Origin of the sequence: Streptomyces sp. NBC_01003, assembly GCF_045162695.1 — a bacterium.
In the GTDB taxonomy this organism is placed as follows: domain Bacteria; phylum Actinomycetota; class Actinomycetes; order Streptomycetales; family Streptomycetaceae; genus Streptomyces.
On the sequence record NZ_CP108707.1, the window covers coordinates 6,177,158 to 6,196,582 of the forward strand.

General features: G+C 70.9%; 14 protein-coding genes and 1 pseudogene. 14 read left to right on the forward strand and 1 reads right to left on the reverse strand.

Annotated elements, in window-relative coordinates:
* The first annotated feature begins 37 nt into the window (after positions 1 to 37).
* The 5 genes from OG698_RS28200 to OG698_RS28220 all read left to right on the forward strand — a co-directional run bounded on the left by OG698_RS28200 (position 38) and on the right by OG698_RS28220 (position 6,256).
* The gene (locus OG698_RS28200; RefSeq protein WP_100593923.1) at positions 38 to 613 is read left to right on the forward strand and encodes a sigma-70 family RNA polymerase sigma factor; all 576 of its coding nucleotides are present in this window, start codon (positions 38 to 40) and stop codon (positions 611 to 613) included.
* Positions 610 to 1,410, forward strand: coding sequence for an anti-sigma factor family protein (locus OG698_RS28205; protein ID WP_406106255.1), 801 nt, complete (start codon positions 610 to 612; stop codon positions 1,408 to 1,410). Before OG698_RS28200 ends, OG698_RS28205 begins: the two co-directional genes overlap by 4 nt.
* 81 nt (positions 1,411 to 1,491) lie before the next feature.
* Positions 1,492 to 3,882, forward strand: coding sequence for a HelD family protein (locus tag OG698_RS28210; RefSeq protein ID WP_406106257.1), 2,391 nt, complete (start codon positions 1,492 to 1,494; stop codon positions 3,880 to 3,882).
* Between the two features lie 362 nt (positions 3,883 to 4,244).
* A complete protein-coding gene (locus tag OG698_RS28215; protein WP_406106259.1) occupies positions 4,245 to 5,678 on the forward strand; it encodes an NAD-dependent malic enzyme in 1,434 nt (477 codons plus the stop codon).
* A gap of 296 nt (positions 5,679 to 5,974) precedes the next feature.
* Complete coding sequence (locus OG698_RS28220) at positions 5,975 to 6,256, forward strand: HU family DNA-binding protein (protein WP_030680681.1); 282 nt, start codon at positions 5,975 to 5,977, stop codon at positions 6,254 to 6,256.
* Positions 6,257 to 6,456: 200 nt separating this feature from the next.
* On the opposite strand, the gene murA is transcribed toward OG698_RS28220, so the two are convergent.
* The gene (gene murA / locus OG698_RS28225; RefSeq protein WP_100593927.1) at positions 6,457 to 7,797 is read right to left on the reverse strand and encodes a UDP-N-acetylglucosamine 1-carboxyvinyltransferase; all 1,341 of its coding nucleotides are present in this window, start codon (positions 7,795 to 7,797) and stop codon (positions 6,457 to 6,459) included.
* Positions 7,798 to 8,123: 326 nt separating this feature from the next.
* On the opposite strand from murA, the gene OG698_RS28230 reads away from it, so the two are divergent.
* From OG698_RS28230 to OG698_RS28270, 9 genes and pseudogenes are all read left to right on the forward strand, one after another.
* Entirely contained in the window at positions 8,124 to 8,684 is a 561-nt protein-coding gene (locus OG698_RS28230) for a YqgE/AlgH family protein (RefSeq protein WP_406106262.1), read from the forward strand.
* 100 nt (positions 8,685 to 8,784) lie between these two features.
* Positions 8,785 to 9,072 carry a DUF3039 domain-containing protein gene (locus tag OG698_RS28235; RefSeq protein WP_100593929.1) on the forward strand — a complete coding sequence of 96 codons (288 nt, stop codon included), beginning with the start codon at positions 8,785 to 8,787 and terminating at the stop codon, positions 9,070 to 9,072.
* Between the two features lie 224 nt (positions 9,073 to 9,296).
* The gene (locus tag OG698_RS28240; protein ID WP_406106264.1) at positions 9,297 to 10,589 is read left to right on the forward strand and encodes an extracellular solute-binding protein; all 1,293 of its coding nucleotides are present in this window, start codon (positions 9,297 to 9,299) and stop codon (positions 10,587 to 10,589) included.
* Between the two features lie 19 nt (positions 10,590 to 10,608).
* Positions 10,609 to 11,490, forward strand: a pseudogene (locus tag OG698_RS28245) (carbohydrate ABC transporter permease); the annotation flags it as partial.
* A gap of 32 nt (positions 11,491 to 11,522) precedes the next feature.
* On the forward strand, positions 11,523 to 12,380 hold the full coding sequence (locus tag OG698_RS28250; RefSeq protein ID WP_100593931.1) for a carbohydrate ABC transporter permease: 858 nt from the start codon (positions 11,523 to 11,525) through the stop codon (positions 12,378 to 12,380).
* Positions 12,380 to 14,032, forward strand: a complete 1,653-nt coding sequence (locus OG698_RS28255) for a beta-N-acetylhexosaminidase (protein WP_406106266.1) — start codon at positions 12,380 to 12,382, stop codon at positions 14,030 to 14,032. Before OG698_RS28250 ends, OG698_RS28255 begins: the two co-directional genes overlap by 1 nt.
* Before the next feature lie 317 nt (positions 14,033 to 14,349).
* Complete coding sequence (locus tag OG698_RS28260; RefSeq protein ID WP_326775515.1) at positions 14,350 to 15,234, forward strand: FAD binding domain-containing protein; 885 nt, start codon at positions 14,350 to 14,352, stop codon at positions 15,232 to 15,234.
* A complete protein-coding gene (locus OG698_RS28265) occupies positions 15,231 to 16,853 on the forward strand; it encodes a 2Fe-2S iron-sulfur cluster-binding protein (protein ID WP_406106269.1) in 1,623 nt (540 codons plus the stop codon). The genes OG698_RS28260 and OG698_RS28265 overlap by 4 nt, the downstream gene beginning before the upstream one ends.
* Complete coding sequence (locus tag OG698_RS28270; protein ID WP_406106271.1) at positions 16,850 to 19,180, forward strand: xanthine dehydrogenase family protein molybdopterin-binding subunit; 2,331 nt, start codon at positions 16,850 to 16,852, stop codon at positions 19,178 to 19,180. The genes OG698_RS28265 and OG698_RS28270 overlap by 4 nt, the downstream gene beginning before the upstream one ends.
* Positions 19,181 to 19,425 lie beyond the last annotated feature (245 nt).

Genomic DNA, 19,425 nt, shown 5'->3' on the forward strand with positions numbered 1-19,425 from the left:
AGCCGGAACGCTCAACCAGGGGACAGCGGAGGTAGGCGTGCGCAAGGATTCCGCCGTGGCCGATGAACGCCCGCCGAGGGCACGACATCGCGCGCCGCAGCCTCCTGAGCCCGACGAGGAGCTGATGCGCGCGCTCTACCGCGAGCACGCGGGTCCACTTCTGGCCTATGTGCTCAGGCTGGTGGCGGGAGACCGGCAGCGCGCCGAAGATGTCGTACAGGAAACGCTCATCCGTGCCTGGAAGAACGCCGGTCAGCTCAACCGAGCGACCGGTTCGGTACGCCCCTGGCTGGTGACGGTCGCCCGGCGCATCGTCATCGACGGCCACCGCAGCCGGCAGGCCCGGCCGCAGGAGGTCGATCCGTCGCCGCTGGAGGTCATCCCCGCGGAGGACGAGATCGACAAGGCGCTGTGGCTGATGACTCTTTCGGACGCGCTCGAGGACCTGACGCCCGCCCACCGCGAGGTTCTGGTGGAGACGTACTTCAAGGGGCGTACGGTCAACGAGGCGGCCGAGACACTCGGTATTCCCAGCGGAACGGTGCGCTCACGGGTGTTCTACGCGCTGCGTTCCATGAAGCTGGCGCTGGAGGAGCGGGGGGTGACGGCATGAGTGCCTCGTACGACGACTACGGACCGCATGGGTCCGGTGACGTTCACGAGACGGTCGGCGCCTACGTGCTCGGTGTCCTCGACGACGCCGAGGCGAGCGCCTTCGAAGCACATCTGGCGGGCTGCGAGCTGTGCGCGCGCCAGCTGGAGGAGTTCTCCGGCATGGAGCCGATGCTCGCCGCCCTCGCGGACATCCCCGAACCGCAGGGCACCCCCGCCAGAGAACGCCTCGGCGCGCAGCTCGGAGCCCGCCCGAGCGACCAGCTCGCCGGCCGGCTCTTCGACGAGGTGGCGCAGAAGCGGGCCCGCAAGCGCCGCCGCGGGATGTACCTGGTGGCGGCCGCCGCCGCGCTGATCATCGGCGGCCCGCTGACCGTGCTCGCCGTGAACGACGGCGGGACGGACAACGTCGCCGAGGGGGCCCACCCCACCAGCCCCGCCGAGGACGCCTTCTTCAACCACATGGACGAGAAGGTCAAGGCGACCGACGCGATCACGAAGGTCACCGCCACCATCGGCATGGAGAAGAAGGCCTGGGGCACCCACACCGTCCTGGAGCTGAAGAACGTCAAGGGCCCGCTGAAGTGCTCCCTGATCGCGGTCGGGAAGAACGGCCAGCGCGAGACGGTCACCACCTGGTCCGTCCCGCAGTGGGGTTACGGCATTCCCAACAGCAAGCACGAGGTCTCGAAGGAACCCCTGTACGTGCACGGGGGCGCCGCGTTCGAGCGCAACGACATCGACCACTTCGAGGTCGAGACCCTCGACGGCAAACGCCTCGTGGAGGTCGACGCGTAGCCCCGGCAGCCGGATGCGTAGCCTCCCGGGCCTCCCTTCGCGTACCTTTGACGGCTGCCCAGCACGTCAGAAGGGGGCCCGGTGGCCGCTCAGGCTCATCAGCAAACCGCGCTCGACCAGGACCGCGATTCCGTACGGGATCGCGAGATCGGCGTCGAACAGGAACACCTCGACCAGGTGTACCGCCGGCTCGAGGAAAAGATCCACGAGGCCGAGTTCCTGATGAACGACGCGGCCAAGCGGGGGCAGGTCGGCACACCCGGCGCCCTCGCCGAACGCGACGCCCAGGTGTTCCGCGCGGGGATCCACCTCAACCGTCTCAACAACGAGTTCGAGGACTTCCTCTTCGGCCGGATCGACCTGCTGCTCGGCAAGGACGGCAAGAAGGGCCCCGACGGCGCGTACACGGCCGTGGAGCCCGCGGAGGGGTCCGTGCGCGAGGACGCGGACGGGAAGCGGACCGCCGACATCGCCGAGACGCTCCACATCGGCCGGATCGGCGTCCTGGACGCCGACTACTCGCCCCTGGTCATCGACTGGCGCGCGCCGGCCGCCGCGCCCTTCTACCGCTCGACCCCGGTCGATCCGGGACGGGTCGTACGCCGCCGGGTCATCCGCTCCAAGGGCCGCAAGGTGCTCGGTGTCGAGGACGACCTGATGCGCCCCGAGCTGACCGCGTCCCTCGACGGCGAGCAGCTGCCCGTCATCGGCGACGGCGCCCTGATGGCCGCCCTCGGCCAGGCCCGCAGCCACACCATGCGCGACATCGTGGCGTCCATCCAGGCCGAGCAGGACCTGGTGATCCGGGCGCCCGCCGCCTCGGTGACGTACGTGGAGGGCGGCCCCGGCACCGGCAAGACGGCCGTCGCCCTGCACCGCGCCGCGTATCTCCTCTACCAGGACCGGCGCCGGTACGCGGGCGGCATCCTGATCGTCTCCCCGACCCCGCTCCTCGTCGCCTACACCGAGGGCGTCCTGCCCTCGCTCGGCGAGGAGGGCCAGGTCGCGATCCGCGCGGTCGGCTCGCTGGTCGACGGCCCGGAGGCCGCGGTCTACGACTCCCCGGCGGTGGCCCGCGTCAAGGGCTCCTCGCGGATGCTGCGCGTCCTGCGCAAGGCCGCGCGCGGCGCGCTCGAAGCGGGCACGGCCGCGAAGGAACCGTCGCAGGGCACGGGCCAGCTGGCCTTCGGCGAGGAGCCCGACGACGACGCGGCGGCCCCCGCCGAGCAGCCCACCCGCCTGCGCGTCGTCGCCTTCGGCCGCCGCCTGGAGCTGGACGCCGCCGACCTGGCGAGGATCCGCCAGAACGCGCTGAGCGGCACCGCCCCCGTCAATATGCTCCGCCCGCGCGCCCGCAAGCTCCTCCTGGACGCCCTGTGGTCGCAGTCCGGCGCGGGCACCCGCCACAGCGACCCGGAACTCGCCGCGGAGCTGCGCTCGTCGTTCGACGACGACATCACCTCCGAGGACGACTTCATCCGTTTCCTCGACGCGTGGTGGCCCGAGCTGACCCCGCGCGGGGTCCTCGCCGCGATGGGCGACGAGCGCCGCCTCGGCCGCTGGGCGCGCCGGATCCTCAACCCCGGCGAGGTCCGCAAGGTCGCCCGCTCGCTGCGCCGCGACGCCCTGTCGGTGCACGACGTGGCGCTCCTGGACGAGCTGGACGCGGTACTCGGCACACCGTTGCGCCCGAAGAAGAAGCGTGAGTACGACCCCCTTGACCAGCTCACCGGCCTCGAGGAGCTGATGCCGGAGCGCCACGAGACCCAGCGCGAGCGCGCCGAGCGCCTGGCCCAGGAGCGCACGGAGTACGCGCACGTCATCGTCGACGAGGCGCAGGACCTCACGCCCATGCAGTGGCGGATGGTCGGCCGCCGCGGCCGGCACGCGACCTGGACGGTGGTCGGCGACCCCGCCCAGTCGTCCTGGTCGGACCCCGACGAGGCGGCCGAGGCCCGCGACGAGGCCCTCGGCTCCCGCCCGCGCCGCCGCTTCACGCTCACCGTGAACTACCGCAACCCGGCCGAGATCGCCGAGCTCGCCGCCAAGGTCCTCGCGCTCGCCATGCCGGGCTCCGAGTCCCCCTCGGCGGTCCGCTCGACGGGCGTGCGCCCGCGGTTCGCGGTCGTACGGGACGGCCTCGGGCACACCGTCCGCGAGGAAGCGGCGCGCCTGCTCGACCAGGTCGACGGCACGGTCGGGGTGGTCGTGGCGATGAACCGGCGGGACGAGGCGGCGCGTTGGCTGGCCGGGCTCGGCGACCGCGTGGTCGCGCTCGGCAGCCTGGAGGCCAAGGGCCTGGAGTACGACGCGACGGTCGTCGTGTCGCCCGCGGAGATCGCCGACGAGTCCCCGGCGGGTCTGCGCGTCCTGTACGTGGCGCTGACCCGCGCCACGCAGCAGCTCACGGTCGTCTCGGGCAGCCGCGACGAACCCGACGCGGACGGGGTGCCGGACCTGCTGCGTGAATGAGTTCGAGGGATGGGAATTGCCTTACGGGGATCCTTTGTTACCTTGGACGTGGCACCGGCTCGATCCAAGCCCCCGGGCCCAACCTTCGTCGCTACGAGCGACCACTTGCCGCGAGGCGAGCATGGCGGGCCGGTGTCATCAACGTAGGAAGAGGTCCACGTCACCTGACGTGGACCTCTTTCTGTTTCCCATCACTTCTCGTATGGTGGAAACAACTTTCCGAAAGTGCGCGACCGGGGTGCTGTCCTGGCGGTGAACAAAACGTTCGCAATCCGGGGCGGCTACCACGTACTCGGCGGTAGGTGCGACGATCGGACGGAAAAACAGCAGCAGCCACACGGTGAAAGCAGAGGAAGTCGGCCATGGCAACGGCGCCCAGCGTCTCCTACTCGATGACGGTCCGCCTTGAGGTGCCCGCCAGCGGAACAGCGGTATCCCAACTCACGACGGCCGTGGAGTCCCACGGAGGCTCGGTGACCGGTCTCGACGTGACGGCGTCCGGCCACGAGAAACTCCGGATCGACGTCACGATCGCCGCGAGCTCCACCTCGCACGCCGACGAGATCGTCGAGGGCCTGAACGGCATCGAGGGCGTCGTCCTCGGCAAGGTCTCCGACCGTACGTTCCTGATGCACCTCGGCGGCAAGATCGAGATGCAGTCGAAGCATCCCATCCGCAACCGTGACGACCTGTCCATGATCTACACGCCGGGTGTGGCCCGCGTGTGCATGGCGATCGCCGAGAACCCCGAGGACGCCCGGCGTCTGACGATCAAGCGGAACACCGTTGCGGTCGTGACGGACGGCTCCGCCGTGCTCGGCCTCGGCAACATCGGCCCGATGGCCGCCATGCCGGTCATGGAGGGCAAGGCGGCCCTCTTCAAGCGCTTCGCCGACATCGATGCCTGGCCGATCTGCCTGGACACCCAGGACACCGACGCGATCGTCGAGATCGTCAAGGCCATCGCCCCCGGTTTCGCCGGCATCAACCTCGAGGACATCTCCGCCCCGCGCTGCTTCGAGATCGAGGCCCGCCTGCGTGAGGCCCTCGACATCCCGGTCTTCCACGACGACCAGCACGGCACGGCCATCGTCGTCCTCGCCGCCCTGACGAACGCCCTGCGTGTCGCGGGTAAGGCCATCGGCGACATCCGCGTCGTCATGTCCGGCGCGGGCGCGGCCGGCACGGCGATTCTCAAGCTCCTGATCGCGGCCGGCGTCAAGAACTCGGTCGTCGCCGACATCCACGGTGTCGTGCACGCGGACCGCGCGGACCTCGTCGACGCGAAGGCCGATTCGCCGCTGCGCTGGATCGCCGACAACACCAACCCCGAGGGCCTCACGGGCACGCTCAAGGAGGCCGTGCGCGGCGCCGACGTGTTCATCGGAGTCTCCGCTCCGAACGTGCTCGACGGCGACGACGTGGCGGCCATGGCCGAGGGCGCGATCGTGTTCGCGCTCGCGAACCCCGACCCCGAGGTCGACCCCGCAATCGCCCGCCAGACGGCGGCAGTTGTGGCCACGGGCCGCTCGGACTTCCCGAACCAGATCAACAACGTCCTCGTGTTCCCGGGCGTCTTCCGTGGCCTCCTCGACGCCCAGTCGCGTACGGTCAACACGGAGATGATGCTGGCCGCCGCGGCCGCCCTGGCGGACGTGGTGAGTGAGGACGAGCTCAACCCGAACTACATCATTCCGAGCGTCTTCAACGACAAGGTCGCGGGCGCCGTCGCCGGAGCGGTGCGTAACGCCGCGAAGGCCGCCGGCGCCGCTGTGACAGGCGCCACGGCCCCCTGAGGCCCGGCGCGTCGCGGAATGCGGGGCCCCTGGCTGCCCTCTAGGGTGGCCGGGAAGCACGGCCCCGACCCCGCCCCAGTCCGGGACGGCGACGCATTTCGGTGACCCCCGAGGACGCCGGATTGGCTTTCCCGCCGCTGGTGGGGGCAGGATGCGTCTTCGGGCGCGAGGGTCTGAAGACGGACCCGGGTCCGGGGCCTGACCGAGGACCCTGGCAGCATCGGCTTCGCTGTGCCCAACATGCGGCTCCGCCGCGTGGCACGCCTCAACGGCAAGAAGAACACGGGAGTACAAACATGAACCGCAGTGAGCTGGTGGCCGCGCTGGCCGACCGCGCCGAGGTGACCCGCAAGGACGCCGACGCCGTGCTGGCCGCGTTCGCCGAGACGGTCGGCGAGATCGTTGCCAAGGGCGACGAGAAGGTCACCATCCCCGGCTTCCTGACCTTCGAGCGCACGCACCGTGCCGCTCGCACCGCCCGCAACCCGCAGACCGGCGAGCCGATCAACATCCCGGCCGGTTTCAGCGTGAAGGTGTCCGCGGGCTCCAAGCTCAAGGAAGCCGCCAAGGGCAAGTAAGCCAGGCAACAGAAGGGGCGGCCACCCGGTTCGGGTGGCCGCCCCTTCTGCGTTGTTGCGGCGCTCAGGAAGGCGTCAGGAGCCTCCTGTGGCTAGCCCAGTGCCTTGCCCGGGAGCTCGACCTTCGCGCCGAGCTCCACGAGCTTCTCCGTGCTGTGTCTGTCCGGGGGGTGCCCCCCGGACAGACAGCCGGCTTGTGGCTAGCCCAGTGCCTTGCCGGGCAGCTCGACCTTCGCGCCGAGCTCCACGAGCTTCTCCATGAAGTTCTCGTAGCCGCGGTTGATCAGGTCGATGCCGTGGACGCGGCTCGTGCCCTGGGCGGCCAGGGCCGCGATCAGGTACGAGAAGCCGCCGCGCAGGTCGGGGATGACCAGGTCGGCGCCCTGGAGCTTCGTCGGGCCCGACACGACCGCGGAGTGCAGGAAGTTGCGCTGGCCGAAGCGGCAGTCCGAGCCGCCCAGGCACTCGCGGTAGAGCTGGATGTGCGCGCCCATCTGGTTCAGCGCGGACGTGAAGCCCAGACGGGACTCGTAGACCGTCTCGTGGACGATGGACAGGCCCGAGGCCTGCGTCAGGGCCACGACGAGCGGCTGCTGCCAGTCGGTCTGGAAGCCGGGGTGGACGTCCGTCTCCAGGGCGATCGACTTCAGCGAGCCGCCCGGGTGCCAGAAGCGGATGCCCTCGTCGTCGATCTCGAAGGCGCCGCCGACCTTGCGGTACGTGTTCAGGAACGTCATCATCGAGCGCTGCTGGGCGCCGCGGACGTAGATGTTGCCCTCGGTCGCCAGCGCGGCCGACGCCCACGACGCGGCCTCCAGACGGTCCGAGAGGGCGCGGTGCGTGTAGCCGCCGAGCTTGTCGACACCCGTGACCCGGATGGTCCGGTCGGTGTCCATGGCGATGATCGCGCCCATCTTCTGCAGTACGCAGATGAGGTCCTCGATCTCGGGCTCCACGGCCGCGTTCGAGAGCTCGGTCACGCCCTCGGCCAGCACGGCCGTCAGGAGGACCTGCTCGGTCGCGCCGACCGACGGGTACGGCAGCCGGATCTTCGTGCCGCGCAGCCGCTGCGGGGCCTCCAGGTACTGGCCGTCGGCCCGCTTCTCGATGGTCGCGCCGAACTGGCGGAGCACCTCGAAGTGGAAGTCGATCGGCCGGCCGCCGATGTCGCAGCCGCCGAGGCCCGGGATGAACGCGTGGCCGAGCCGGTGCAGGAGCGGCCCGCACAGCAGGATCGGAATGCGCGAGGAGCCGGCGTGCGCGTCGATGTCGGCGACGTTGGCGCTCTCCACGTGCGACGGGTCCATGATCAGCTCGCCGGGTTCCTCACCCGGGCGGACCGTCACGCCGTGCAACTGGAGGAGGCCGCGTACGACCCGGACGTCACGGATGTCCGGGACGTTGCGCAGCCGGCTCGGCTCGCTGCCGAGCAGCGCGGCGACCATGGCCTTGGGCACGAGGTTCTTCGCGCCGCGGACACGGATCTCGCCCTCCAGCGGGGTTCCGCCGTGGACAAGCAGTACATCGTCGGTGACGGTCATGAATCTCGCGTTCCGATGAGATGGACAGGACAGATGGGCAGGACCGCAGGGCGGAGCCGTCGGGCGAGGCCTTTCGGGCCGGGCCGCTGGGCGGGCCAAGGCATAAGCCTAAGGGCCGCCTACCCTCCTTCTGTAGGCCCAAGTGCACAGGGCGGGCGTCATGACTTCGCTACAACACGAAATGTGGCTAAACGGGCGCGGAGGGTTACCCTCCGGGGGCGGTTCACGGCGCGCGCCCCGGGCGCGTGAGGCGTCTCTGAGCTGGGCGCACCCGGGAAGGGTCATTGACTCCCCGCTCGGCGGCAAGATGCGGGATCATGTCTGGCATGACCGAGGTGTCCTCGCTCACAGGGCGGCTGCTCGTGGCCACACCCGCCCTCGCGGACCCGAACTTCGACCGGGCGGTCGTGCTGCTCCTCGACCACGACGAGGAGGGCTCGCTCGGCGTCGTCCTCAACCGGCCCACGCCGGTCGGGGTCGGGGACATCCTGGAGGGCTGGGGCGAGCTCGCCGGGGATCCGGGCGTCGTCTTCCAGGGCGGCCCGGTCTCGCTCGACTCGGCACTCGGCGTAGCGGTGATCCCCGGCGACGAAGGGCCCCTCGGCTGGCGCCGCGTCCACGGCGCGATCGGCCTCGTCGACCTGGAGGCCCCTCCCGAGCTGCTCGCCTCCGCCCTCGGATCCCTGCGGATCTTCGCGGGGTACGCCGGCTGGGGCCCGCGCCAGCTGGAGTCCGAGCTGACCGACGGCGCCTGGTACGTCGTGGAGTCGGAGCCGGGAGACGTCTCGTCGACGGAGCCCGAGGGCCTGTGGCGCGCGGTACTGCGACGCCAGCGCAGCGACCTGGCGATGGTGGCGACGTACCCGGACGATCCCTCGCTCAACTGAGGCCGCCGGCCGGTGCCGTGATCGACGGAAATCGGGCGTGTGGGCCCTTCACCCCGAGGCCGCTGCCCCTTCTCCCGGCGCTTAAGTACCCTTGGCCTTTATGAGCACTCTTGAGCCCGAGCGCGGGACAGGTACGGGGACCCTCGTAGAGCCGACGCCGCAGACGTCGCACGGTGACGGCGACCACGAGCGCTACGCCCACTATGTCCAGAAGGACAAGATCATGGCGAGCGCCCTCGAGGGGACGCCGGTCGTCGCGCTCTGCGGCAAGGTCTGGGTGCCGGGCCGGGACCCGAAGAAGTACCCCGTGTGTCCCATGTGCAAGGAGATCTACGAGTCCATGGGCGCCGGCGGCGACAAGGACAAGGGCGGCAAGGACAAGAAGTAGAGGCAGGGAGCAACAGGGCGAGAGGCGGCGGTTCGCGCCGCTGCGGAAGGTTCCTGAGGCTGCTGCGAAAGGCCCCCGAGGTGCGCATCTGTCGCGCCATGGGGGCCTTTGTGCTGCCTGCGCGACCGTTGCGCTCAGTGGTCTGGACCTCCTAGCCTCCTCTGTGTTGTGCACAGCAAAACCGCCATTGCGTATGTTGCAACGACTCTTCGGAGGCTGCCCCCATGAAGCTCCCCGTCCGAATGGCCTTGCCCCTGGCCGCACTTGCCCTCGCCACCGCCTGCGCCCCCGGGACGTCGGACAACGGCTCCGCCGGGGACGACAAGAGCGGGACCCTGCGTGTCTGGCTCTTCCAGGAGGTCAACAACCAGCCGAAGCAGAAGGTCGTCGACGCGGCCGTCGCCGCCTTCGAGAAGTCCCACGAGGGCGCCGACGTCAAGGTCGAGTACATACCCGTCGAGACCCGCGCCGAGAAGATCAAGGCCGCCTTCAACGACCCGAAGAGCGCGCCCGACGTCATCGAGTACGGCAACACCGACACCGCCGGATACGTCAAGGACGGCGGCCTCGCCGACGTGACCGCCGAGTTCGGCGCCTGGTCCGAGGCCAAGGACACCGACCCGACGGCCAAGGAGTCCGTGACGGTCGACGGAAAGATCTACGGCGCCCCCTACTTCGTCGGCGTGCGCGCCCTCTACTACCGCACCGACGTCTTCAAGGACCTCAAGCTCGGTGTCCCGACGACGCAGGCCCAACTCGCCGCCACGGCCCGGAAGATCCACAAGGCGAAGCCGGACCTGTACGGCCTCGCGGTCGGCGGCGCGTACACGTACGGCGCGATGCCGTTCATCTGGTCCCAGGGCGGCGAACTCGCCGAGAAGAAGGGCGGATCGTACGAGTCGGCCATCGACAGCCCGGCCGCGCGCAAGGGCATCGAGGCCTACACGTCCCTCTTCGGCGGCGACAACTGTCCCGCGGCCAAGTGCGCCGGCATGGGCGGCAACGACACCGTCACCGCCTTCGCCTCCGGCAAGGCCGGCATGGCCATCGGTGGCGACTTCAGTCACCAGGCCATGGAGGACGGCAAGGTCAAGGGCAAGTACGCCGTCGTGCCGCTGCCGGGCGCGGACAAGGGCGACATCGCCCCGGCCTTCGCGGGCGGCAACAACATCGGCGTGCTCAAGAGCACCTCGCACCGCACGCTCGCCGTGGACCTCATGAAGAGCCTCGCCTCGAAGAAGACGCAGGGCGAACTCTTCGACGCGATGGGCTTCCTGCCCACGTACACGGACGTCCGCGAGAGCGTCGCGAAGAAGGAGCCCTTCGTCGCGCCCTTCATCAAGACCCTCGGCGCCGGCGCCAAGTTCGTGCCCGCCTCGCCCGCGTGGGGTCAGATAGACGCCTCGCTCGTCCTGCCGACCATGTTCCAGGAGATCGTCAGCGGACGTAAGGACGTGGCGACCGCCTCGCGGGACGCGGCGAAGAAGATGGACACCGCCTTCCGCACCGCGGGCTGACCGCGTGGCCACCACCACCGCCCGCCGCACCGGCGCCTGGACCCCCTGGCTCTATCTCGCCCCCGCCCTGCTCCTCCTCGGCGGGCTCCTCGTCTACCCCGTCTACCAACTCGGCCTGATCTCGTTCCTCGAATACACCCAGGCCCAGGTCAGCGGCGGCGAACCGACCACGTTCCAGGGGCTCGGGAACTACGCGACGCTCTTCGCCGACGAGCAGTTCTGGCAGGTGCTGCTCGCCACGGTCCTGTTCGCCGCCGCGTGCGTCGTCTCCACCCTCGCCGTCGGCTGCGCCCTCGCCGTCCTGCTCACCCGCGTACGTGCCCTGCCCCGGCTCGCCCTGATGCTGGCCGCGCTCGGCGCCTGGGCGACGCCCGCCGTCACCGGCTCGACGGTGTGGATGTTCCTCTTCGACCCGGACTTCGGCCCGGTCAACCGGGTGTTCGGGCTCGGCGACTTCTCGTGGACGTACGGCCGCTACAGCGCCTTCGCACTCGTCCTGCTCGAAGTGGTGTGGTGTTCCTTCCCGTTCGTGATGGTCACCGTGTACGCGGGTATCAGGACGATCCCGGAGGAGGTCGTCGAGGCGGCGGCGCTCGACGGGGCCTCGCAGTGGCGGATCTGGCGCTCGGTGCTCGCGCCGATGCTGCGGCCGATCCTCCTCGTCGTCACCGTCCAGTCGGTCATCTGGGACTTCAAGGTGTTCACCCAGATCTACGTCATGACGAACGGCGGCGGCATCGCGGGCCAGAACCTCGTGCTCAACGTGTACGCGTACCAGAAAGCCTTCGCGTCCAGCCAGTACAGCCTCGGCTCGGCGATCGGCGTCGTCATGCTGCTGATCCTGCTCGCCGTCACGCTCGGCTACCTGCGGATCCTGCGCCGCAGAGGGGAGGAGCTGTGAGCTCCGTACGTGCTGCGAGTCCCGTACGCGCGGTGAGCTCCGTACGGGTCCGGGTCCGGGTGAGGGTGCGGCGGCCGTGGCGGCTCGCCGCCGAGGCATCCGCTCTCCTGATCGCCCTCGTCGTCGCCTTCCCCCTCTACTGGATGGTGCTCGGCGCCTTCAAACCGGCCGGGGAGATCGAGTCGACCGAGCCGAGACCCTGGACGCTCGCACCCTCCCTCGACTCCTTCCGGCGCGTCTTCCAACAGCAGGAATTCGGCCGGTACTTCCTCAACAGCCTGATCGTCGCGGGCACCGTCGTCGTGCTCTCCGCCCTCGTCGCATTCCTCGCGGCGACCGCGGTGACAAGGTTCCGGTTCAGGTTCCGCACGACGCTTCTCATCATGTTCCTGGTGGCGCAGATGGTGCCCGTTGAGGCCCTCACCATTCCGCTCTTCTTCCTCATGCGGGATTTCGGGCAGCTCAACACGCTGGGTTCACTGATCCTGCCGCACCTGGCGTTCTCGCTGCCGTTCGCCGTGTGGATGCTCCGGGGCTTTGTGAAGGCCGTCCCTGAAGCGCTTGAGGAGGCGGCGTACATCGACGGCGCGAGCCGCACCAGGTTCCTCTGGCAGATCCTTTTCCCGCTGGTCTTTCCCGGCCTCGTGGCGACCAGCGTGTTCTCGTTCATCTCGACCTGGAACGACTTCCTGTTCGCGAAGTCCTTCATCATCAGCGACACCTCGCAGTCGACCCTGCCCATGGCCCTGCTCGTCTTCTTCAAACCCGACGAGAACGACTGGGGCGGCATCATGGCGGCGTCGACGGTAATGACCATTCCGGTACTGGTCTTCTTCGTACTCGTACAGCGGCGCCTGGTCTCCGGGCTCGGCGGCGCGGTTAAGGACTGATGTCAGTGACTTCGGCAGAACTCATTCCCGCACCCCGCCGGACGGCGCCCGGCGACGGCCTTCACGAACTCGGCGACGCCACCACGATCGACGCCGGCGCGGGCACCGAGGGCGTCGCTCGCTGGCTGCGCTCGGCCGTCGGAGCGGCCACCGGCCTCCCCCTGAACGACGCCGACAGCGGCACTGAGCTGCGCGACGGCGGCACCCGTATCGAACTGCGCGTCGACCCGGAACTCGGCCCGGAGGCCTATCGGATGACCGTCGACCGGCGCGCGATCCGCGTCGAAGGCGGCAGCGCGGCCGGTGTCTTCTGGGGAGCCCAGACGTTCCGTCAGCTCCTCGGCCCGGACGCATTCCGGCGCGCGCCCCTCGAAGCGGGCCGCACGTGGACCGTCCCCACCGGCACCGTCGAGGACGCCCCACGCTTCGCCTGGCGCGGTCTGATGCTGGACGTGTCACGCCACTTCATGCCCAAGGACGGAGTCCTGCGCTATCTCGACCTGCTCGCCGCGCACAAACTGAACGTCTTCCACTTCCACCTCACCGACGACCAGGGGTGGCGCGTCGAGATCAAGCGCCACCCCAAGCTGACGGAGCACGGAGCCTGGCGCGCACGCACGAAATTCGGCCACCGCGCCTCACCCCTGTGGGACGACCGTCCGCACGGCGGCTTCTACACGCAGGACGACATCCGCGAGATCGTCGCGTACGCCGCCGAACGGCATATCCGCGTCGTCCCCGAGATCGATGTCCCCGGCCACTCCCAGGCGGCCATCGCGGCCTATCCGGAACTCGGCAACACGGACGTCGTCGACACCGCCTCGCTCACCGTCTGGGACAACTGGGGAGTAACCCCGAACGTACTCGCACCGACCGACCACACCCTGCGCTTCTACGAGGGCGTATTCGAGGAACTCCTCGGCCTCTTCCCCGCCGACGTCTCGCCGTTCATTCACATCGGCGGCGACGAGTGCCCCAAGGACCAGTGGAAGCAGTCGCCCGCCGCGCAGGCCCGGATCGCCGAACTCGGCCTGAAGGACGAGGACGAGCTCCAGTCCTGGTTCATCCGGCACTTCGACACCTGGCTCACCGAACGCGGCCGTCGCCTGATCGGCTGGGACGAGATCCTGGAGGGCGGCCTCGCGCCCGGCGCCGCCGTGTCGTCCTGGCGCGGCTACCAGGGCGGCATCACCGCCGCCCGCGCCGGACACGACGTCGTCATGTGCCCCGAGCAGCAGGTGTACCTGGACCACCGTCAGGCGCCGGGCGACGACGAGCCGATGCCCATCGGATACGTCCGCACGCTTGAGGACGTCTACCGCTTCGAGCCCGTCCCCCCGCAGCTCACCGAGGACGAGGCGCGGCATGTCCTCGGCACCCAGGCCAACGTGTGGACCGAGGTGATGGACGGCCAGGACCGCGTCGACTACCAGGTGTTCCCGCGCCTGGCCGCCTTCGCCGAGGTCGCCTGGAGCGCCCTGCCCGCACCCGCCGAGCGCGACTACACGGACTTCCGGCGCCGGATGACCGCCCACTACGCCCGTCTTGACGCCCTCGGCGTCGGCTACCGCCCGCCCACAGGGCCCCTTCCGTGGCAGCAGCGACCGGGTGTGCTCGGACGCCCGATCGAGGGGGCGCCCCCGAACGTGTGAGACGCCCGCCGTACGCGTGCCCCGGGGCCCCGGCCCTGGGACCGTGGGACCGCACGAAAAAGCCTTACAAAAATCACCGAAGAGCGGCAATGCGCGCTGACCGGTGACCAGGGGCGAAATCTACCCATCTCCCTGGTCCTCGGGGCGAAAGCCTCCTAGCGGACCCCCTCGCCGGGCCCCCGGGAAGATGTGCCAGAGTTGCCACGTCCGGCCTGTCAGCACGTACCGTACGGCGGAACAGGCGTAACGGCGCGAACGACGGTTCACAAGCCGAAGCCGCCGGGCGAAGTGCCGGACATCGGGAAGGGGCAGCCGGTTTGACCACGCACGCTACGCAGGCCGTGACGCTCCCGGGCTCGCTGGACGAGGCCGTGGCAGCACTCTCCGCCATGCCCGCCGCGGTCCCGGTCGCGGGCGGCACCGATCTGATGGCCTCGGTCAACGCAGGACTGCTGCGCCCCGCCGCCCTCGTCGGCCTCGGCCGCATCAGCGAGATCCGCGGCTGGCAGTACCAGGACGGTCACGCCCTGCTCGGCGCCGGCCTCACCCACGCCCGCATCGGACGCCCCGACTTCGCCGCCCTGATCCCCGCCCTCGCGGCCGCGGCCCGCGCCGCCGGACCTCCCCAGATCCGTAACGCGGGCACCCTCGGCGGCAACATCGCCTCCGCCGCCGCGACCGGCGACACGCTGCCCGTCCTGGCCGCCCTCGAAGCGACCCTCATCATCGCGGGCCCCGGCGGCGTGCGGCGCGAGGTCCCCGTCTCCCACCTGCTCGCGGGTATGGAGATGCTCAGCCCGGGCGAGCTCATCGGCTTCGTGCGCGTGCCGCTCCTGCACGCCCCGCAGACCTTCCTCAAGGCCACCGGCCGCACCGGCCCCGGACGCGCCCTCGCGTCCGTCGCACTCGTCCTCGACCCCGCGAGGCGCGGCGTGCGGTGCGCGGTCGGCGCCATCGCGCCCATGCCGCTGCGGCCCCTGGAGGCCGAGCAGTGGGTGGCCTCGCTCATCGACTGGGACGGCGAGCGGATGCTCGTGCCCGAGGCGCTGACCGCGTTCGGCGAGTACGTCGCCGCGGCCTGCATCCCCGACGCCGCCCCGGCGCCGGACGGCACCCAGGAACAGCTGCCGCCCGCCGTACTGCACCTGCGGCGCACGGTCGCCGCGCTGGCCCGACGTGCACTTGGGAGGGCGCTGTCGTGACTGACGAGCACAACCATGGTGGCCACGGTGGTCACCAGGGCGGCGGCTGGGAGCCGCTGCCCCAGGGCGACTACGACGCGGACGCCACCGCCTTCGTGCAGCTCCCCGAGGGCGGCCTCCCCGACGTGCCGCTGGCCGCGCCGGGACACGGCTACGTACCGCCGCAGATCACCATCGCGCCCGGCGGCCCCGCGGCGACGGACCCGGCGGCGACCGGCGTGTGGGTGCTGCCACCCGACGTGACGGGGGCGCAGGCGGCGCCCACGGGGGCGGCTACGGGTGAGGTGCACTGGCCCGAACCTGCCGAACACGCCGAACCGGCCGCTCCGGAGGCGATGCCTTCGTACGGCCACGGGGCCGGGGCGACCGGGCAGTGGAACTTCTCGGACGTCGAGCAGCCGCCCGCCCACGAGCACCCGGTGGCCGAACCGGCCGGGCACACCGGGCAGACCGGGCAGTGGTCGATCCCGGTCATCGCCGAGGGGGATCTTCCGGACGAGTCGGGCGAGTTCACCACGTCGTCCATCGCCGCGCAGTGGGGCCGGACGCCTCCGGCGACGCTGCCGGGGGGTGCGGTTGCGCCCTGGGCGGCGGAGGAGTGGGCACGGGAGCCGGCGGGGGAGCTTGAGCCTGAGTTCGCGCCCGAGCCGGAGCCGGTGCCGGCGCAGGGGGACGCCAACGACGTACGCGACGCACATGACGTACACGACGCACATGATGAACGCGACATACGCGGCGAACGCGACGTGCACGGCGAACCCACGCCGGTCGGGACCGTGGCCGACGAAGCGCACGCGTTCGCGGACGTCGCCGCCGAGTCGGCGGAGGAGCCGGTGCGGGTGCCGGCCGCCGAGGCTTCTGAGGTCCGTGAGGCCCCGGAGGCTCCTGAGGTCGACGAGGCCCCTGTGGTCGCCGAAGCCCCCGCCCCCGAGGACGCCGTCCCCGACGAGCCCGACTCCGACGCCGTGGTCGCCCCCCTCCACGACGACCACCCCCTCGCCTCCTACGTCCTGCGGGTCAACGGCACCGACCGCCCCGTCACCGGCGCCTGGATCGGCGAGTCCCTGCTCTACGTCCTGCGCGAGCGCCTCGGCCTCGCCGGGGCCAAGGACGGCTGCTCGCAGGGCGAGTGCGGCGCCTGCAACGTGCAGGTCGACGGCCGCCTCGTAGCCTCCTGCCTCGTGCCCGGCGCCACCGCGGCCGGGAGCGAAGTACGCACGGTGGAGGGCCTGGCCGCCGACGGACAGCCCTCCGACGTGCAGCGCGCCCTCGCCGGCCGCTGCGCCGTCCAGTGCGGGTTCTGCGTGCCCGGCATGGCGATGACCGTGCACGACCTACTCGAGGGCAACCCGGCCCCCACCGAGCTGGAGACCCGGCAGGCGCTGTGCGGCAACCTGTGCCGCTGTTCCGGCTACCGCGGGATCCTGGACGCCGTACAGCAGGTCGTCACCGAACGCGAGGCGTCCGCGACGAGCGGAACCACCGCGACGGGCTCGACCACCGCGACGGGCTCGACGGGGTCGACGGCCTCCGCGGGTGACGCCGGGGGCGGGGCCCGCATCCCGCACCAGGCGGGACCCAGCGCGACCGAAGGTATTCAGGACGGAGGCCTGGCGTGAGTGACGAAGCAGCAGCCACCGCGCCCGCGGCCCCCGTGGCCGAGCCGCTCCCGCACGGCCTCGGGGCGTCCTTGCCGCCCGCCGAGGCGCGCGCCAAGACGGAGGGCACCTTCCCGTACGCCGCCGACCTGTGGGCCGAGGGCCTGCTGTGGGCGGCCGTCCTGCGCTCCCCGCACCCGCACGCGCGGATCCTCTCCATCGACACCACCCACGCGCGCGAGATGCCCGGTGTGCGGGCCGTCATCACGCACGAGGACGTCCCCGGAGCGCCCCTGCCCGGCCACCGTGCCGCGGACCGCCCGGTGTTCGCCTCCGACGTCGTACGCCACCACGGCGAGGCCATCGCGGCCGTCGCCGCCGATCACCCGGACACCGCGCGCATGGCGGCCGCGGCCGTCATCGTCGAGTACGAGGTGCTCGAACCGGTCACCGACCCCGAGCAGTCCTTCACCGCCGAGCCGCTGCACCCCGACGGCAACCTGATCCGCCACATCCCCCTGCGCCACGGCGACCAGGACGCGGTCGGCGAAATCGTCGTCGAGGGTCAGTACCGCATCGGCCGCCAGGACCCGGCCCCCATCGGCGCCGAGGCCGGCCTCGCCGTACCGCGCCCCGACGGGGGAGTGGAGCTCTACATCGCCTCCACCGACCCGCACGGCGACCGCGACCTCGCCGCCGCCCGCTACGGCCTCGAACCCGAGCGCGTGAAGGTCGTCGTCACGGGCGTGCCCGGCGCGACCGGCGACCGCGAGGACCAGAGCTTCCAACTCCCGCTCGGACTGCTCGCGTTGAGGACCGGCTGCCCGGTCAAACTCACCGCTACGCGCGAGGAGTCCTTCCTCGGCCACACCCACCGCCACCCCACCCTCCTGCGCTATCGCCACCACGCGGACGCCGAGGGCAAGCTCGTCAAGGTCGAGGCGCAGATCCTCCTCGACGCGGGCGCGTACGCCGACACGTCCTCGGAGGCGCTCGCCGCCGCGGTCTCCTTCGCCTGCGGCCCGTACGTCGTCCCGCACGCCTTCATCGAGGGCTGGGCGGTCCGCACGAACAACCCGCCCTCCGGCCACGTACGCGGAGAGGGCGCCCTCCAGGTCTGCGCCGCGTACGAGGCGCAGATGGACAAGCTCGCGAAGAAGCTCGGCATCGACCCCGCGGAGCTGCGCCTGCGCAACGCCATGGCGACGGGCGACGTGCTCCCGACCGGGCAGACGGTGACGTGCCCGGCGCCGGTCGCCGAACTGCTGGGCGCGGTACGGGACTTCCCGCTGCCGGAGCTGCCCAGGGACACCCCCGAGGACGAGTGGCTGCTGCCCGGCGGCCCCGAGGGCGCGGGCGAACCGGGCGCGGTGCGCCGCGGCGTCGGCTACGGCCTCGGCATGGTGCACATGCTCGGCGCGGAAGGCACCGACGAGGTGTCGACGGCGACGGTGAAGGTCCACGACGGCGTGGCGACGGTCATCTGCGCCGCCGTGGAAACCGGCCAGGGTTTTACTACTTTGGCGAGGCAGATCGTCCAGGACACCCTCGGCATCGACGAGGTCCAGGTCGCCCCGGTCGACACGGACCAGCCGCCGGCCGGCCCCGGCTGCCGCGGCCGCCACACGTGGGTCTCCGGCGGAGCGGTCGAGCGCGCCGCGAAGATGGTCCGCACCCAGCTTCTCCAGCCCCTGGCGCACAAGTTCGGCATGTCCACGGAGCTGCTCCAGATCGCCGACGGCAAGATCACGTCGTACGACGGAGTCCTGTCGACGACGGTCACCGAGGCGATGGACGGCAAGGAACTGTGGGCCACGGCCCAGTGCCGCCCGCACCCCACCGAACCCCTCGACGCCGACGGCCAGGGCGACGCCTTCGTGGGCCTCGCGTTCTGCGCGATCCGCGCGGTGGTCGACGTGGACATCGAACTCGGTTCGGTGCGGGTCGTGGAGCTTGCGGTCGCCCAGGACGTAGGCAGAGTGTTGAACCCGGCCCAGCTGGCGGCCCGTATCGAAGCGGGCGTCACGCAGGGCGTGGGCGCGGCCCTCACGGAGAACCTCCGCACCCCGCGCGGCCTGGTCCGCCACCCCGACTTCACGGGCTACGCACTCCCCACGTCCCTGGACGCCCCCGACATCCGCATCGTCAAACTGGTCGAGGAACGGGACGTGGTGGCCCCCTTCGGAGCGAAGGCGGCAAGCGCGGTCCCGGTGGTCGCATCCCCGGCGGCAGTGGCCTCAGCGGTCCGCGCGGCCACGGGCCGTCCCGTCAACCGCCTGCCGATCCGCCCGCAGGCGGCGGTGGTGACGTCGACGGCGACCCCGGCCATGGCGACGTCAACGGAGTGAAGCTCCAAGCCCCCATTACCCATTGCCCGTTGCAACTTGTGACGTGACGTGTCGTTGTGTGACGCGATGTCGATGGACTCTGCAACGGGCGGCGTGTGAACTGACAGTGCGTTTGGCTAGAGTTGTTGTCGAGACTTCGTAGACGAGGGCGCCGGCCGATGACCTTCGGCGGGCGACGCGACGGGGCGAGCGGTCTGAACGACGCCGGCCACCGCCGCTCGACGAGCGGTCTGTACGGGACACGG

Bases quoted from the DNA above. Each gene is read 5' to 3' on its own strand.
- OG698_RS28215 (WP_406106259.1), top strand. From the start codon at position 4,245: ATGGCAACGGCGCCCAGCGTCTCCTACTCGATGACGGTCCGCCTTGAG.
- OG698_RS28240 (WP_406106264.1), top strand. From the start codon at position 9,297: ATGAAGCTCCCCGTCCGAATGGCCTTGCCCCTGGCCGCACTTGCCCTC.
- OG698_RS28255 (WP_406106266.1), top strand. From the start codon at position 12,380: ATGTCAGTGACTTCGGCAGAACTCATTCCCGCACCCCGCCGGACGGCG.
- OG698_RS28205 (WP_406106255.1), top strand. From the start codon at position 610: ATGAGTGCCTCGTACGACGACTACGGACCGCATGGGTCCGGTGACGTT.
- OG698_RS28220 (WP_030680681.1), top strand. From the start codon at position 5,975: ATGAACCGCAGTGAGCTGGTGGCCGCGCTGGCCGACCGCGCCGAGGTG.
- OG698_RS28230 (WP_406106262.1), top strand. From the start codon at position 8,124: ATGACCGAGGTGTCCTCGCTCACAGGGCGGCTGCTCGTGGCCACACCC.
- OG698_RS28235 (WP_100593929.1), top strand. From the start codon at position 8,785: ATGAGCACTCTTGAGCCCGAGCGCGGGACAGGTACGGGGACCCTCGTA.
- murA (WP_100593927.1), bottom strand. From the start codon at position 7,797: ATGACCGTCACCGACGATGTACTGCTTGTCCACGGCGGAACCCCGCTG.